Source organism: Shigella sp. SIG3 (assembly GCF_053555855.1).
The window spans coordinates 51004-66603 of the sequence record NZ_JBQZXE010000007.1; the positions used below are offsets into that span (position 1 = coordinate 51004).

A 15600-nucleotide genomic window follows, 5' to 3' on the forward strand; every position below is an offset into this window, starting at 1 on the left:
CAGGCAGATCGGGTCCACACTAAGCCCATCGAAATCATTCAGGGGGCGAATACAAATGATCTACTTACGCAAAGCAAATGAACGTGGTCATGCAAATCATGGCTGGCTGGACTCCTGGCATACTTTCTCTTTTGCTAACTATTACGATCCGAACTTTATGGGCTTCTCCGCGCTGCGCGTGATTAACGACGACGTGATTGAAGCAGGGCAGGGCTTCGGCACTCACCCGCATAAAGATATGGAAATTTTGACCTACGTGCTGGAAGGTACTGTTGAGCATCAGGACAGCATGGGCAATAAAGAGCAGGTTCCGGCGGGTGAGTTCCAGATTATGAGTGCGGGTACGGGTATTCGTCACTCAGAGTACAACCCAAGCAGCACCGAGCGTCTGCATCTGTATCAGATCTGGATCATGCCTGAAGAAAATGGCATTACGCCGCGTTATGAACAGCGTCGCTTCGATGCCGTGCAGGGCAAACAGCTGGTGCTCTCGCCGGATGCGCGAGATGGTTCGCTGAAAGTGCATCAGGATATGGAACTGTATCGTTGGGCGTTGCTGAAAGATGAGCAGTCGGTGCATCAGATTGCCGCTGAACGCCGCGTCTGGATCCAGGTGGTAAAAGGCAATGTTACCATTAACGGCGTGAAAGCCTCGACCAGCGATGGTCTGGCAATCTGGGATGAGCAGGCAATCTCCATCCATGCGGATAGCGACAGCGAAGTGTTACTGTTCGATCTGCCGCCGGTTTAAAACTCAACGGCATCTTTGAAGCCTGCCTTTTTGCAGGCTTCCTCGCTCGCTCCGGTCGCGTGCTGATGCACGCTTCCGGGGTTTTGCCGCGTCGTTAGCACAATGCGATGCAATTGATTTAGTGTATATCTAATAATTGTAAACAAGCACTGTTTTCCCCGGGAAGGTTCTGATGCGTCCGTGTTAAACTAAGAGAATCTATCTCTTTTGTACCTTCAGGACGATGAAAAAGAAAAGACCCGTACTTCAGGATGTGGCTGACCGTGTAGGCGTGACCAAAATGACGGTCAGCCGTTTTTTACGCAACCCGGAGCAGGTTTCCGTCGCTCTACGCGGCAAGATTGCCGCCGCTCTTGATGAACTGGGCTATATTCCCAATCGTGCGCCCGATATCCTCTCTAACGCTACCAGCCGGGCGATTGGCGTCCTGTTACCTTCTCTCACCAACCAGGTTTTCGCGGAAGTATTACGCGGAATCGAAAGCGTCACCGACGCGCACGGTTATCAGACCATGCTGGCGCACTACGGTTATAAACCGGAAATGGAGCAAGAACGTCTCGAATCCATGCTCTCCTGGAATATCGACGGCCTGATCCTCACCGAACGTACCCACACGCCGCGCACCTTAAAGATGATTGAAGTGGCGGGGATCCCGGTGGTGGAGTTGATGGACAGCCAGTCGCCGTGCCTCGATATCGCCGTCGGTTTTGATAACTTTGAAGCGGCACGCCAGATGACTACCGCCATTATTGCTCGTGGGCATCGCCACATTGCCTATCTCGGCGCACGTCTCGACGAACGTACTATCATCAAACAGAAGGGATACGAACAGGCGATGCTGGATGCAGGCCTGGTGCCATATAGCGTGATGGTTGAGCAATCTTCTTCTTACTCTTCCGGTATTGAACTGATTCGCCAGGCGCGGCGGGAATATCCGCAGCTGGATGGCGTGTTCTGTACTAATGATGATCTGGCGGTCGGCGCGGCGTTTGAATGTCAGCGTCTGGGGTTAAAAGTTCCTGACGATATGGCGATTGCCGGTTTCCACGGTCATGACATTGGTCAGGTGATGGAGCCACGACTTGCGAGCGTGCTGACGCCGCGTGAGCGGATGGGCAGTATTGGCGCTGAACGCCTGCTGGCGCGTATTCGTGGCGAATCTGTGACACCGAAAATGTTAGATTTAGGTTTCACCTTGTCACCGGGCGGATCTATTTAAGCCCACAAATTTGAAGTAGCTCACACTTATACACTTAAGGCACGGATGGATATTGCTTCTGATATTGTCCGGCTGGACAATGTTACCGATAACAGTTACCCGTAATATTTTTAATTCTTGTATTGTGGGGGCACCACTTTGAGCACGACTAACCATGATCACCACATTTACGTCTTGATGGGCGTATCGGGCAGCGGCAAATCTGCGGTCGCCAGTGAAGTGGCGCATCAACTTCATGCCGCGTTTCTTGATGGCGATTTCCTCCATCCACGGCGCAATATCGAAAAAATGGCGTCTGGCGAACCGCTGAATGACGACGATCGCAAACCCTGGTTGCAGGCGCTGAACGACTCCGCGTTTGCTATGCAGCGCACCAATAAAGTGTCGCTGATCGCCTGTTCTGCACTGAAAAAGCACTATCGCGACTTGCTGCGTGAAGGTAATCCGAATCTCTCTTTCATCTACCTGAAAGGCGATTTTGATGTGATTGAAAGTCGCCTGAAAGCGCGCAAAGGCCATTTCTTTAAAACCCAAATGTTGGTGACGCAGTTTGAAACGCTGCAGGAGCCGGGTGCGGACGAAACCGATGTACTGGTGGTGGATATCGATCAACCGCTGGAAGGTGTTGTGGCAAGCACCATTGAGGTTATTAAAAAAGGCAAATAAGTAGTGACTACATTAACGCTTGTTTTAACAGCAGTAGGGTCTGTTTTACTGCTGCTGTTTTTAGTCATGAAGGCGCGTATGCACGCTTTCCTGGCTTTGATGGTGGTGTCCATGGGGGCTGGCCTTTTTTCCGGTATGCCGCTCGATAAAATCGCAGCGACGATGGAAAAAGGGATGGGAGGCACCCTCGGCTTCCTGGCGGTGGTTGTCGCCCTGGGAGCTATGTTTGGCAAGATCTTATATGAAACCGGCGCAGTCGATCAGATTGCCGTCAAAATGCTCAAATCCTTCGGTCACAGCCGCGCGCATTATGCCATCGGCCTTGCGGGGCTGGTCTGTGCGCTACCGCTGTTCTTTGAAGTGGCGATTGTTCTGCTGATTAGCGTTGCTTTCTCAATGGCGCGCCACACCGGTACGAACCTGGTGAAGCTGGTAATCCCATTATTCGCAGGCGTGGCGGCCGCGGCAGCGTTCCTGGTGCCTGGGCCAGCGCCAATGCTGCTGGCATCGCAGATGAATGCCGACTTTGGCTGGATGATCCTGATTGGCCTGTGTGCGGCAATTCCGGGAATGATTATTGCCGGGCCGCTGTGGGGTAACTTCATCAGCCGTTACGTTGAGCTGCATATTCCTGACGACATCAGCGAACCGCATCTCGGCGAAGGTAAAATGCCATCTTTCGGATTCAGCCTGTCGCTGATCCTGTTGCCGCTGGTGCTGGTGGGGCTGAAAACCATTGCCGCGCGTTTTGTGCCAGAAGGCTCTACCGCTTACGAATGGTTCGAGTTTATTGGTCATCCGTTTACCGCGATTCTGGTTGCTTGTCTGGTAGCGATTTATGGCCTGGCAATGCGTCAGGGCATGCCAAAAGACAAAGTGATGGACATTTGCGGTCACGCGCTGCAACCGGCGGGGATCATTCTACTGGTGATTGGTGCAGGCGGCGTGTTCAAACAGGTGCTGGTTGACTCTGGCGTAGGTCCGGCACTGGGCGAAGCGTTAACCGGCATGGGCCTGCCGATTGCTATCACCTGCTTCGTGCTGGCTGCTGCAGTGCGCATCATTCAGGGGTCTGCCACCGTAGCCTGTTTAACGGCGGTGGGACTGGTGATGCCAGTCATTGAACAACTGAACTACTCTGGTGCGCAAATGGCGGCACTGTCGATTTGTATCGCTGGTGGTTCGATTGTTGTCAGCCACGTTAACGACGCTGGTTTCTGGTTGTTCGGTAAATTTACCGGCGCGACCGAAGCCGAAACGCTGAAAACCTGGACCATGATGGAAACCATCCTCGGCACTGTTGGTGCCATCGTTGGGATGATTGCGTTCCAGCTGTTGAATTAAGTTTGTTCGCCCGGTAGTTGTGACGCTACCGGGCTCTTTTCGAAAAACTCTCCTCGTTACCCCTTCATCCACATTCGAATGCCGTCGAGGAACATCTGAGTTGCCATCATCACCAGAATCAATCCCATCAGGCGTTCAAGTGCGTTCACCCCTTTCTCGCCCAGCAGACGTAAAAATAGCGAAGACTGTAGCAGGATGACAAAGGTGCCGCCCCAGGCCAGCAGCAGAGCAATCACCAGATGTCCCATCTGATTCGGGTACTGATGAGACAACAACATCAGCGTGGCGAGAATAGTCGGCCCGGCGACTAACGGAATTGCCAACGGCACGATAAATGGCTCTTCACCTGCCGGAAGCCCGCTGCTATTTCCTGAAGCGCTGGGGAAAATCATCTTAATGGCGATTAGAAACAGAATGATGCCGCCAGAAATGGAGACGGTTTCTGCTCGCAGGCTGAGAAATGCCAGAATTTTCTCACCCGCAAACAGGAACACCAGCATCACCAGGAGAGCAATAAGCAACTCTCGCACCATGATTGCCCGCCGTCTTTTCGGTTCAGTATGTTTCAGTACGGACATGAAAATAGGCAGGTTTCCGAGCGGATCCATAATCAGGATCAATAAAACTGCTGCAGAAATGATTTCATTCATAACTCAAATTCCCTGATAATTGCCGCGGACTTTCTGCGTGCTAACAAAGCAGGATAAGTCGCATTACTGATGGCTTCGCTATCATTGATTAATTTCACTTGCGACTTTGGCTGCTTTTTGTATGGTGAAAGATGTGCCAAGAGGAGACCGGCACATTTATACAGCACACATCTTTGCAGGAAAAAACGCTTATGAAAAATGTTGGTTTTATCGGCTGGCGCGGTATGGTCGGCTCCGTTCTCATGCAACGCATGGTTGAAGAGCGCGACTTCGACGCCATTCGCCCTGTCTTCTTTTCTACTTCTCAGCTTGGCCAGGCTGCGCCGTCTTTTGGCGGAACCACTGGCACACTTCAGGATGCCTTTGATCTGGAGGCGCTAAAGGCCCTCGATATCATTGTGACCTGTCAGGGCGGCGATTATACCAACGAAATCTATCCAAAGCTTCGTGAAAGCGGATGGCAAGGTTACTGGATTGACGCAGCATCGTCTCTGCGCATGAAAGATGACGCCATCATCATTCTTGACCCCGTCAATCAGGACGTCATTACCGACGGATTAAATAATGGCATCAGGACTTTTGTTGGCGGTAACTGTACCGTAAGCCTGATGTTGATGTCGTTGGGTGGTTTATTCGCCAATGATCTTGTTGATTGGGTGTCCGTTGCAACCTACCAGGCCGCTTCCGGCGGTGGTGCGCGACATATGCGTGAGTTATTAACCCAGATGGGCCATCTGTATGGCCATGTGGCAGATGAACTCGCGACCCCGTCCTCTGCTATTCTCGATATCGAACGCAAAGTTACAACCTTAACCCGTAGCGGTGAGCTGCCGGTGGATAACTTTGGCGTGCCGCTGGCGGGTAGCCTGATTCCGTGGATCGACAAACAGCTCGATAACGGTCAGAGCCGCGAAGAGTGGAAAGGGCAGGCGGAAACCAACAAGATCCTCAACACATCTTCCGTAATTCCGGTAGATGGTTTATGTGTGCGTGTCGGGGCATTGCGCTGCCACAGCCAGGCATTCACTATTAAATTGAAAAAAGATGTGTCTATTCCGACCGTCGAAGAACTGCTGGCTGCGCACAATCCGTGGGCGAAAGTCGTTCCGAACGATCGGGAAATCACTATGCGTGAGCTAACCCCAGCTGCCGTTACCGGCACGCTGACCACGCCGGTAGGCCGCCTGCGTAAGCTGAATATGGGACCAGAGTTCCTGTCAGCCTTTACCGTGGGCGACCAGCTGCTGTGGGGGGCCGCGGAGCCGCTGCGTCGGATGCTTCGTCAACTGGCGTAATCTTTATTCATTAAATCTGGGGCGCGATGCCGCCCCTGTTAGTGCGTAATACAGGAGTAAGCGCAGATGTTTCATGATTTACCGGGAGTTAAATAGAGCATTGGCTATTCTTTAAGGGTGGCTGAATACATGAGTATTCACAGCCTTACCTGAAGTGAGGACGACGCAGAGAGGATGCACAGAGTGCTGCGCCGTTCAGGTCAAAAAAATGTCACAACCAGAAGTCAAAAATCCAATTGGATGGGGTGACACAATAAAACAGGAAGACAAGCATGTCCGATCGTATCGATAGAGACGTGATTAACGCGCTAATTGCAGGCCATTTTGCGGATCCTTTTTCCGTACTGGGAATGCATAAAACCACCGCGGGACTGGAAGTCCGTGCCCTTTTACCCGACGCTACCGATGTGTGGGTGATTGAACCGAAAACCGGGCGCAAACTCGCAAAACTGGAGTGTCTCGACTCACGGGGATTCTTTAGCGGCGTCATTCCGCGACGTAAGAATTTTTTCCGCTATCAGTTGGCTGTTGTCTGGCATGGTCAGCAAAACCTGATTGATGATCCTTACCGTTTTGGTCCGCTAATCCAGGAAATGGATGCCTGGCTATTATCTGAAGGTACTCACCTGCGCCCGTATGAAACCTTAGGCGCGCATGCAGATACTATGGATGGCGTCACAGGTACGCGTTTCTCTGTCTGGGCTCCAAACGCCCGTCGGGTCTCGGTGGTTGGGCAATTCAACTACTGGGACGGTCGCCGTCACCCGATGCGCCTGCGTAAAGAGAGCGGCATCTGGGAACTGTTTATCCCTGGGGCGCATAACGGTCAGCTCTATAAATACGAGATGATTGATGCCAATGGCAACTTGCGTCTGAAGTCCGACCCTTATGCCTTCGAAGCGCAAATGCGCCCGGAAACCGCGTCTCTTATTTGCGGGCTGCCGGAAAAGGTTGTACAGACTGAAGAGCGCAAAAAAGCGAATCAGTTTGATGCGCCAATCTCTATTTATGAAGTTCACCTGGGTTCCTGGCGTCGCCACACCGACAACAATTTCTGGTTGAGCTACCGCGAGCTGGCCGATCAACTGGTGCCTTATGCTAAATGGATGGGCTTTACCCACCTCGAACTACTGCCCATTAACGAGCATCCCTTCGATGGCAGTTGGGGTTATCAGCCAACCGGCCTGTATGCACCAACCCGCCGTTTTGGTACTCGCGACGACTTCCGTTATTTCATTGATGCCTCACACGCAGCTGGTCTGAACGTGATTCTCGACTGGGTGCCAGGCCACTTCCCGACTGATGACTTTGCGCTTGCCGAATTTGATGGCACGAACTTGTATGAACACAGCGATCCGCGTGAAGGCTATCATCAGGACTGGAACACGCTGATCTACAACTATGGTCGCCGTGAAGTCAGTAACTTCCTCGTCGGTAACGCGCTTTACTGGATTGAACGTTTTGGTATTGATGCGCTGCGCGTCGATGCGGTGGCGTCGATGATTTATCGTGACTACAGCCGTAAAGAGGGGGAGTGGATCCCGAACGAATTTGGCGGGCGCGAGAATCTTGAAGCGATTGAATTCTTGCGTAATACCAACCGTATTCTTGGTGAGCAGGTTTCCGGTGCGGTGACAATGGCTGAGGAGTCTACCGATTTCCCTGGCGTTTCTCGTCCGCAGGATATGGGCGGTCTGGGCTTCTGGTACAAGTGGAACCTCGGCTGGATGCATGACACCCTGGACTACATGAAGCTCGACCCGATTTATCGTCAGTATCATCACGATAAACTGACCTTCGGGATGCTCTACAACTACACTGAAAACTTCGTCCTGCCGTTGTCGCATGATGAAGTGGTCCACGGTAAAAAATCGATTCTCGACCGCATGCCGGGCGACGCATGGCAGAAATTCGCTAACCTGCGCGCTTACTATGGCTGGATGTGGGCATTTCCGGGCAAGAAACTGCTGTTCATGGGGAACGAATTTGCCCAGGGCCGCGAGTGGAACCATGACGCCAGCCTCGACTGGCATCTGTTGGAAGGCGGCGATAACTGGCACCACGGTGTCCAGCGTCTGGTGCGCGATCTGAACCTCACCTACCGCCACCATAAAGCAATGCATGAACTGGATTTTGACCCGTACGGCTTTGAATGGCTGGTGGTGGATGACAAAGAACGCTCGGTGCTGATCTTTGTGCGTCGCGATAAAGAGGGTAACGAAATTATCGTTGCCAGTAACTTTACGCCGGTGCCGCGGCATGATTATCGCTTCGGCATTAATCAGCCAGGCAAATGGCGTGAAATCCTCAATACCGATTCCATACACTATCACGGCAGTAATGCAGGCAATGGCGGCACGGTACACAGCGATGAGATTGCCAGCCACGGTCGTCAGCATTCACTAAGCCTGACGCTACCACCGCTGGCCACTATCTGGCTGGTTCGGGAGGCAGAATGACACAACTCGCCATTGGCAAACCCGCTCCCCTCGGCGCGCATTACGACGGTCAGGGCGTCAACTTCACACTTTTCTCCGCTCATGCCGAGCGGGTAGAACTGTGTGTCTTTGACGCCAATGGCCAGGAACATCGCTATGACTTGCCAGGGAACAGTGGCGACATTTGGCACGGTTATCTGCCGGATGCGCGCCCGGGTTTGCGTTATGGTTATCGCGTTCATGGCCCCTGGCAACCCGCCGAGGGGCATCGCTTTAACCCGGCGAAGTTGTTGATTGATCCTTGCGCGCGGCAAATTGACGGGGAGTTTAAAGATAACCCGCTGCTGCACGCCGGTCATAATGAACCTGACTATCGCGACAACGCCGCCATTGCGCCGAAATGCGTAGTGGTGGTTGATCACTATGACTGGGAAGATGACGCCCCGCCGCGCACGCCGTGGGGCAGCACCATCATTTATGAAGCCCATGTCAAAGGATTAACGTACTTGCACCCGGAGATCCCGGTCGAGATCCGTGGCACTTATAAAGCCCTCGGGCATCCGGTGATGATCAACTATTTGAAACAATTGGGCATTACCGCGCTGGAACTGCTGCCAGTGGCGCAGTTTGCCAGTGAACCACGTCTGCAACGCATGGGGCTAAGTAACTACTGGGGTTACAACCCGGTGGCGATGTTTGCGCTGCATCCGGCGTATGCCTGCTCGCCAGAAACGGCGCTGGATGAGTTTCGCGATGCAATCAAAGCACTGCATAAAGCGGGTATCGAAGTCATTCTTGATATCGTGCTCAACCATAGTGCGGAACTGGACCTCGACGGCCCGTTATTCTCGCTGCGTGGGATCGATAACCGTAGCTATTATTGGATAAGAGAAGACGGCGATTATCACAACTGGACCGGTTGCGGCAACACGCTCAATTTGAGTCATCCGGCGGTGGTGGATTATGCCAGCGCCTGCCTGCGTTATTGGGTAGAAACCTGCCACGTCGATGGTTTCCGCTTTGATCTGGCGGCAGTCATGGGCCGTACGCCAGAGTTCCGTCAGGATGCGCCGTTGTTTACCGCTATCCAGAACTGCCCGGTGCTCTCGCAGGTGAAGTTAATTGCTGAACCGTGGGATATCGCTCCTAGTGGTTATCAGGTGGGAAATTTCCCGCCGCTGTTTGCCGAGTGGAACGATCATTTCCGCGATGCTGCCCGTCGTTTCTGGCTACATTATGATTTGCCTCTGGGGGCGTTTGCCGGGCGTTTTGCTGCCTCCAGCGATGTTTTTAAACGTAATGGTCGTCTGCCGAGTGCCGCGATTAATCTCGTCACCGCGCATGACGGTTTTACGCTTCGCGACTGCGTTTGCTTCAACCATAAACACAATGAAGCAAACGGAGAAGAAAATCGCGACGGGACCAACAACAATTACAGTAACAATCATGGTAAAGAAGGGTTAGGCGGTACTCTTGACTTGGTTGAACGGCGGCGCGACAGCATTCATGCCCTGTTAACAACGTTGTTGCTCTCCCAGGGCACGCCGATGTTACTGGCCGGTGACGAACATGGTCACAGCCAGCATGGCAATAACAATGCCTACTGTCAGGATAACCAATTAAACTGGTTGGACTGGTCGCAGGCAAGCAGTGGTTTAACCGCATTTACCGCCGCGTTAATCCATCTGCGCAAGCGCATTCCCGCTTTGGTGGAGAATCGCTGGTGGGAAGAAGGTGACGGCAATGTCCGTTGGCTAAATCGATATGCTCAACCTTTAAGCACGGATGAGTGGCAAAACGGGCCGAAACAGCTGCAAATTCTGCTCTCGGATCGCTTTTTGATCGCAATTAACGCCACGCTTGAGGTAACAGAGATTGTTTTACCTGCTGGGGAGTGGCACGCCATTCCCCCATTCGCTGGAGAGGATAACCCAGTGATTACGGTTGTCTGGCAGGGACCTGCACACGGATTGTGTGTGTTCCAGAGATGATAAAAAAGGAGTTAGTCATGGTTAGTTTAGAGAAGAACGATCACTTAATGTTGGCGCGCCAGCTGCCATTGAAATCTGTTGCCCTGATACTGGCGGGAGGACGTGGTACCCGCCTGAAGGATTTAACCAATAAGCGAGCAAAACCGGCCGTACACTTCGGCGGTAAGTTCCGCATTATTGACTTTGCGCTGTCTAACTGCATCAACTCTGGGATCCGTCGTATGGGCGTGATCACCCAGTACCAGTCCCACACTCTGGTGCAGCACATTCAGCGCGGCTGGTCATTCTTCAATGAAGAAATGAACGAGTTTGTCGATCTGCTGCCAGCACAGCAGAGAATGAAAGGGGAAAACTGGTATCGCGGCACCGCAGATGCGGTCACCCAAAACCTCGACATTATCCGCCGTTATAAAGCGGAATACGTGGTGATCCTGGCGGGCGACCATATCTACAAGCAAGACTACTCGCGTATGCTTATCGATCACGTCGAAAAAGGCGCACGTTGCACCGTTGCTTGTATGCCAGTACCGATTGAAGAAGCCTCCGCATTTGGCGTTATGGCGGTTGATGAGAACGATAAAATTATCGAATTCGTTGAAAAACCTGCTAACCCACCGTCAATGCCGAACGATCCGAGCAAATCTCTGGCGAGTATGGGTATCTACGTCTTTGACGCCGACTATCTGTATGAACTGCTGGAAGAAGACGATCGTGATGAGAACTCCAGCCACGACTTTGGCAAAGATTTGATTCCCAAGATCACCGAAGCCGGTCTGGCCTATGCGCACCCGTTCCCGCTCTCTTGCGTACAATCCGACCCGGATGCCGAGCCGTACTGGCGCGATGTGGGTACGCTGGAAGCTTACTGGAAAGCGAATCTCGATCTGGCCTCTGTGGTGCCGGAACTGGATATGTACGATCGCAATTGGCCAATTCGCACCTACAATGAATCATTACCGCCAGCGAAATTCGTGCAGGATCGCTCCGGTAGCCACGGGATGACCCTTAACTCACTGGTATCCGGCGGTTGTGTGATCTCCGGTTCGGTGGTGGTGCAGTCCGTTCTGTTCTCGCGCGTTCGCGTGAATTCATTCTGCAACATTGATTCCGCCGTATTGTTACCGGAAGTATGGGTAGGTCGCTCGTGCCGTCTGCGCCGCTGCGTCATCGATCGTGCTTGTGTTATCCCGGAAGGCATGGTGATTGGTGAAAACGCAGAGGAAGATGCACGTCGTTTCTATCGTTCAGAAGAAGGCATCGTGCTGGTAACGCGCGAAATGCTACGGAAGTTAGGGCATAAACAGGAGCGATAATGCAGGTTTTACATGTATGTTCAGAGATGTTCCCGCTGCTTAAAACCGGCGGTCTGGCTGATGTTATTGGGGCATTACCCGCAGCACAAATCGCAGACGGCGTTGACGCTCGCGTACTGTTGCCTGCATTTCCCGATATTCGCCGTGGCGTGACCGATGCGCAGGTAGTATCCCGTCGTGATACTTTCGCCGGGCATATCACGCTGTTGTTCGGTCATTACAACGGGGTTGGCATATACCTGATTGACGCGCCGCATCTCTATGATCGTCCGGGAAGCCCGTATCACGATACCAACTTATTTGCCTATACCGACAACGTATTGCGTTTTGCGCTGCTGGGGTGGGTTGGGGCAGAAATGGCCAGCGGGCTTGACCCATTCTGGCGTCCTGATGTGGTGCATGCGCACGACTGGCATGCAGGTCTTGCGCCTGCGTATCTGGCGGCGCGCGGGCGTCCTGCGAAGTCGGTGTTTACTGTGCACAACCTGGCCTATCAAGGCATGTTTTATGCACATCACATGAATGACATCCAATTGCCATGGTCATTCTTTAATATTCATGGGCTGGAATTCAACGGACAAATCTCTTTCCTGAAGGCCGGTCTGTACTATGCCGATCACATTACGGCGGTCAGTCCAACCTACGCTCGCGAGATCACCGAACCGCAGTTTGCCTACGGTATGGAAGGTCTGTTGCAACAGCGTCACCGTGAAGGGCGTCTTTCAGGCGTACTGAACGGCGTGGACGAGAAAATCTGGAGTCCAGAGACGGACTTACTGTTGGCCTCGCGTTACACCCGCGATACGTTGGAAGATAAAGCGGAAAATAAGAGCCAGTTACAAATCGCAATGGGGCTTAAGGTTGACGATAAAGTGCCGCTTTTTGCAGTGGTGAGCCGTCTGACCAGCCAGAAAGGTCTCGACCTGGTGCTGGAAGCCTTACCGGGGCTTCTGGAGCAGGGCGGGCAGCTGGCGCTACTCGGCGCGGGCGATCCGGTGCTGCAGGAAGGTTTCCTTGCGGCGGCAGCGGAATACCCCGGTCAGGTGGGCGTTCAGATTGGCTATCACGAAGCATTTTCGCATCGCATTATGGGCGGCGCGGACGTCATTCTGGTGCCCAGCCGTTTTGAACCGTGTGGCTTAACGCAACTTTATGGATTGAAGTACGGTACGCTGCCGTTAGTGCGGCGCACCGGTGGGCTTGCTGATACGGTTTCTGACTGTTCTCTTGAGAACCTTGCAGATGGCGTCGCCAGTGGGTTTGTCTTTGAAGATAGTAATGCCTGGTCGCTGTTACGGGCTATTCGGCGTGCTTTTGTACTGTGGTCCCGTCCTTCACTGTGGCGGTTTGTGCAACGTCAGGCTATGGCAATGGATTTTAGCTGGCAGGTCGCGGCGAAGTCGTACCGTGAGCTTTACTATCGCTTGAAATAGTTTTCAGGAAACGCCTATATGAATGCTCCGTTTACATATTCATCGCCCACGCTTAGCGTAGAAGCTCTTAAGCACTCTATCGCTTACAAGCTGATGTTTACGATTGGAAAGGACCCGGTCGTCGCCAATAAACATGAATGGCTGAACGCAACGTTATTTGCTGTGCGCGATCGTCTCGTGGAGCGCTGGTTACGTTCAAACCGTGCCCAGTTGTCGCAAGAAACTCGTCAGGTTTACTACCTGTCGATGGAGTTTTTGATTGGCCGTACGCTCTCCAACGCCATGTTGTCGCTAGGAATTTACGAAGATGTACAGGGCGCACTGGAAGCGATGGGGTTAAATCTCGAAGAGCTGATTGATGAAGAAAATGACCCAGGCCTCGGTAACGGTGGCCTGGGACGTCTGGCGGCTTGCTTCCTTGATTCTCTGGCGACGTTAGGGTTGCCGGGGCGCGGTTACGGCATTCGCTATGACTACGGTATGTTCAAGCAGAACATCGTTAACGGTAGCCAGAAAGAGTCGCCAGACTACTGGCTGGAATACGGTAACCCGTGGGAATTCAAACGCCACAACACGCGCTATAAAGTCCGTTTTGGTGGTCGCATTCAGCAGGAAGGTAAAAAAACGCGCTGGATTGAAACCGAAGAGATTCTGGGAGTCGCTTACGATCAGATAATCCCTGGTTACGACACCGACGCGACCAACACGCTGCGTTTGTGGAGTGCGCAAGCCAGTAGCGAAATTAACCTCGGTAAATTCAACCAGGGTGACTACTTCGCTGCAGTGGAAGATAAAAACCATTCCGAGAACGTATCTCGCGTACTGTATCCGGATGACTCCACCTACTCCGGGCGTGAGCTGCGCCTGCGTCAGGAATACTTCCTGGTTTCCTCGACCATTCAGGACATTTTAAGCCGCCATTATCAGTTACATAAAACCTACGATAACCTGGCGGATAAAATCGCGATTCATCTCAATGATACCCATCCGGTACTGTCGATTCCTGAGATGATGCGTCTGCTGATCGATGAGCACCAATTTAGCTGGGACGACGCGTTTGAGGTGTGTTGTCAGGTCTTCTCCTACACTAACCACACGCTGATGAGCGAGGCGCTGGAAACCTGGCCGGTTGATATGCTGGGTAAAATTCTGCCGCGTCACCTGCAGATCATCTTTGAAATCAACGACTATTTCCTGAAAACCTTGCAGGAACAGTATCCGAACGATACCGATCTGCTGGGACGGGCGTCGATCATTGATGAATCCAACGGTCGTCGTGTGCGTATGGCCTGGCTGGCGGTTGTTGTGAGCCACAAAGTTAACGGTGTATCGGAACTGCACTCTAATCTGATGGTGCAATCGTTGTTTGCCGACTTTGCGAAAATCTTCCCGGGTCGTTTCACCAACGTCACCAACGGTGTGACGCCGCGTCGCTGGCTGGCGGTAGCGAACCCATCGCTTTCAGCCGTGCTGGACGAACACCTGGGCCGTAACTGGCGCACCGACCTTAGCCTGCTTAATGAGCTGCAACAACACTGTGATTTCCCAATGGTTAATCACGCTGTGCATCAGGCGAAGCTGGAGAACAAAAAGCGTCTGGCAGAGTATATCGCCCAGCAGCTGAATGTGGTGGTGAATCCAAAGGCGTTGTTCGATGTACAAATCAAACGTATTCACGAATACAAACGTCAATTGATGAATGTGTTGCATGTGATTACCCGCTATAACCGCATCAAGGCCGACCCGGATGCGAAGTGGGTACCGCGCGTGAATATTTTTGGCGGTAAGGCGGCTTCGGCCTATTACATGGCGAAGCACATTATTCATTTGATCAATGACGTAGCGAAAGTGATCAACAACGATCCGCAGATTGGCGATAAGCTGAAAGTCGTGTTCATCCCGAACTACAGCGTTAGCCTGGCGCAGTTGATCATTCCGGCGGCAGATCTGTCTGAACAGATTTCGCTGGCAGGGACGGAAGCTTCCGGCACCAGTAACATGAAGTTTGCGCTTAACGGTGCGCTGACTATCGGTACGTTGGACGGTGCGAATGTCGAGATGCTGGATCATGTCGGTGCTGACAATATCTTTATTTTTGGTAACACAGCGGAAGAAGTGGAAGAACTGCGTCGTCAGGGCTACAAACCGCGTGAATACTACGAGAAAGATGAGGAGCTGCATCAGGTGCTGACGCAAATCGGCAGCGGTGTATTCAGTCCGGAAGATCCGGGTCGCTATCGCGATCTGGTTGATTCGCTGATCAACTTCGGCGATCACTACCAGGTACTGGCGGATTATCGCAGCTATGTCGATTGTCAGGATAAAGTCGACGAACTCTACGAGCTTCAGGAAGAGTGGACCGCAAAAGCGATGCTGAACATTGCCAATATGGGCTACTTCTCTTCTGACCGTACTATCAAAGAGTACGCTGATCATATCTGGCATATCGATCCGGTGAGATTGTAATTTCACTAATAAATAGAACGGGGCCAAAGGGTCT

The 15600-nt window shown here is 52.5% G+C and carries 11 protein-coding genes; 10 read left to right on the forward strand and 1 reads right to left on the reverse strand.

Translation table 11 applies throughout. The features are described 5' to 3' along the window. The first annotated feature begins 55 nt into the window (after positions 1-55). The 4 genes from yhhW to gntU all read left to right on the forward strand — a co-directional run bounded on the left by yhhW (position 56) and on the right by gntU (position 3980). A complete protein-coding gene (gene yhhW, locus ACUU1I_RS03180) occupies positions 56-751 on the forward strand; it encodes a quercetin 2,3-dioxygenase (protein WP_000639811.1) in 696 nt (231 codons plus the stop codon). Positions 752-974: 223 nt separating this feature from the next. Then, positions 975-1970 carry a gluconate operon transcriptional repressor GntR gene (gene gntR, locus ACUU1I_RS03185; protein ID WP_000730263.1) on the forward strand — a complete coding sequence of 332 codons (996 nt, stop codon included), beginning with the start codon at positions 975-977 and terminating at the stop codon, positions 1968-1970. A 138-nt stretch (positions 1971-2108) separates the two neighbouring features. Beyond that, positions 2109-2636 (forward strand): gluconokinase, encoded by a 528-nt coding sequence (gene gntK, locus ACUU1I_RS03190; protein WP_000108334.1) that lies wholly within the window; start codon positions 2109-2111, stop codon positions 2634-2636. 3 nt (positions 2637-2639) lie between these two features. Further along, positions 2640-3980, forward strand: coding sequence for a gluconate transporter (gene gntU, locus ACUU1I_RS03195; protein ID WP_000210125.1), 1341 nt, complete (start codon positions 2640-2642; stop codon positions 3978-3980). Between the two features lie 56 nt (positions 3981-4036). Here gntU and yhgN read toward each other — a convergent pair whose 3' ends face one another. Continuing rightward, on the reverse strand, positions 4037-4630 hold the full coding sequence (gene yhgN, locus ACUU1I_RS03200; RefSeq protein ID WP_001002544.1) for an NAAT family transporter YhgN: 594 nt from the start codon (positions 4628-4630) through the stop codon (positions 4037-4039). Positions 4631-4821: 191 nt separating this feature from the next. Between yhgN and asd the strand changes: the two genes are divergently transcribed. The 6 genes from asd (at position 4822) to glgP (ending at position 15566) form a co-directional block, all read left to right on the forward strand. Beyond that, positions 4822-5925 (forward strand): aspartate-semialdehyde dehydrogenase, encoded by a 1104-nt coding sequence (gene asd, locus ACUU1I_RS03205; protein WP_000799956.1) that lies wholly within the window; start codon positions 4822-4824, stop codon positions 5923-5925. Positions 5926-6197: 272 nt separating this feature from the next. Then, positions 6198-8384, forward strand: coding sequence for a 1,4-alpha-glucan branching enzyme (gene glgB, locus ACUU1I_RS03210; protein WP_001283733.1), 2187 nt, complete (start codon positions 6198-6200; stop codon positions 8382-8384). Beyond that, a complete protein-coding gene (gene glgX, locus ACUU1I_RS03215; RefSeq protein WP_000192556.1) occupies positions 8381-10354 on the forward strand; it encodes a glycogen debranching protein GlgX in 1974 nt (657 codons plus the stop codon). The genes glgB and glgX overlap by 4 nt, the downstream gene beginning before the upstream one ends. 17 nt (positions 10355-10371) lie before the next feature. Continuing rightward, positions 10372-11667, forward strand: a complete 1296-nt coding sequence (gene glgC / locus ACUU1I_RS03220; RefSeq protein WP_000253975.1) for a glucose-1-phosphate adenylyltransferase — start codon at positions 10372-10374, stop codon at positions 11665-11667. Further along, complete coding sequence (gene glgA / locus ACUU1I_RS03225; RefSeq protein WP_001197649.1) at positions 11667-13100, forward strand: glycogen synthase GlgA; 1434 nt, start codon at positions 11667-11669, stop codon at positions 13098-13100. The genes glgC and glgA overlap by 1 nt, the downstream gene beginning before the upstream one ends. Before the next feature lie 18 nt (positions 13101-13118). Further along, positions 13119-15566 (forward strand): glycogen phosphorylase, encoded by a 2448-nt coding sequence (gene glgP / locus ACUU1I_RS03230; RefSeq protein ID WP_000993449.1) that lies wholly within the window; start codon positions 13119-13121, stop codon positions 15564-15566. Positions 15567-15600: the final 34 nt, after the last annotated feature.

Coding starts and splice junctions, on each gene's coding strand:
- gntR (WP_000730263.1), top strand. CDS start 975: ATGAAAAAGAAAAGACCCGTACTTCAGGATGTGGCTGACCGTGTAGGC.
- glgA (WP_001197649.1), top strand. CDS start 11,667: ATGCAGGTTTTACATGTATGTTCAGAGATGTTCCCGCTGCTTAAAACC.
- asd (WP_000799956.1), top strand. CDS start 4,822: ATGAAAAATGTTGGTTTTATCGGCTGGCGCGGTATGGTCGGCTCCGTT.
- glgC (WP_000253975.1), top strand. CDS start 10,372: ATGGTTAGTTTAGAGAAGAACGATCACTTAATGTTGGCGCGCCAGCTG.
- yhgN (WP_001002544.1), bottom strand. CDS start 4,630: ATGAATGAAATCATTTCTGCAGCAGTTTTATTGATCCTGATTATGGAT.
- glgX (WP_000192556.1), top strand. CDS start 8,381: ATGACACAACTCGCCATTGGCAAACCCGCTCCCCTCGGCGCGCATTAC.
- glgB (WP_001283733.1), top strand. CDS start 6,198: ATGTCCGATCGTATCGATAGAGACGTGATTAACGCGCTAATTGCAGGC.
- yhhW (WP_000639811.1), top strand. CDS start 56: ATGATCTACTTACGCAAAGCAAATGAACGTGGTCATGCAAATCATGGC.
- glgP (WP_000993449.1), top strand. CDS start 13,119: ATGAATGCTCCGTTTACATATTCATCGCCCACGCTTAGCGTAGAAGCT.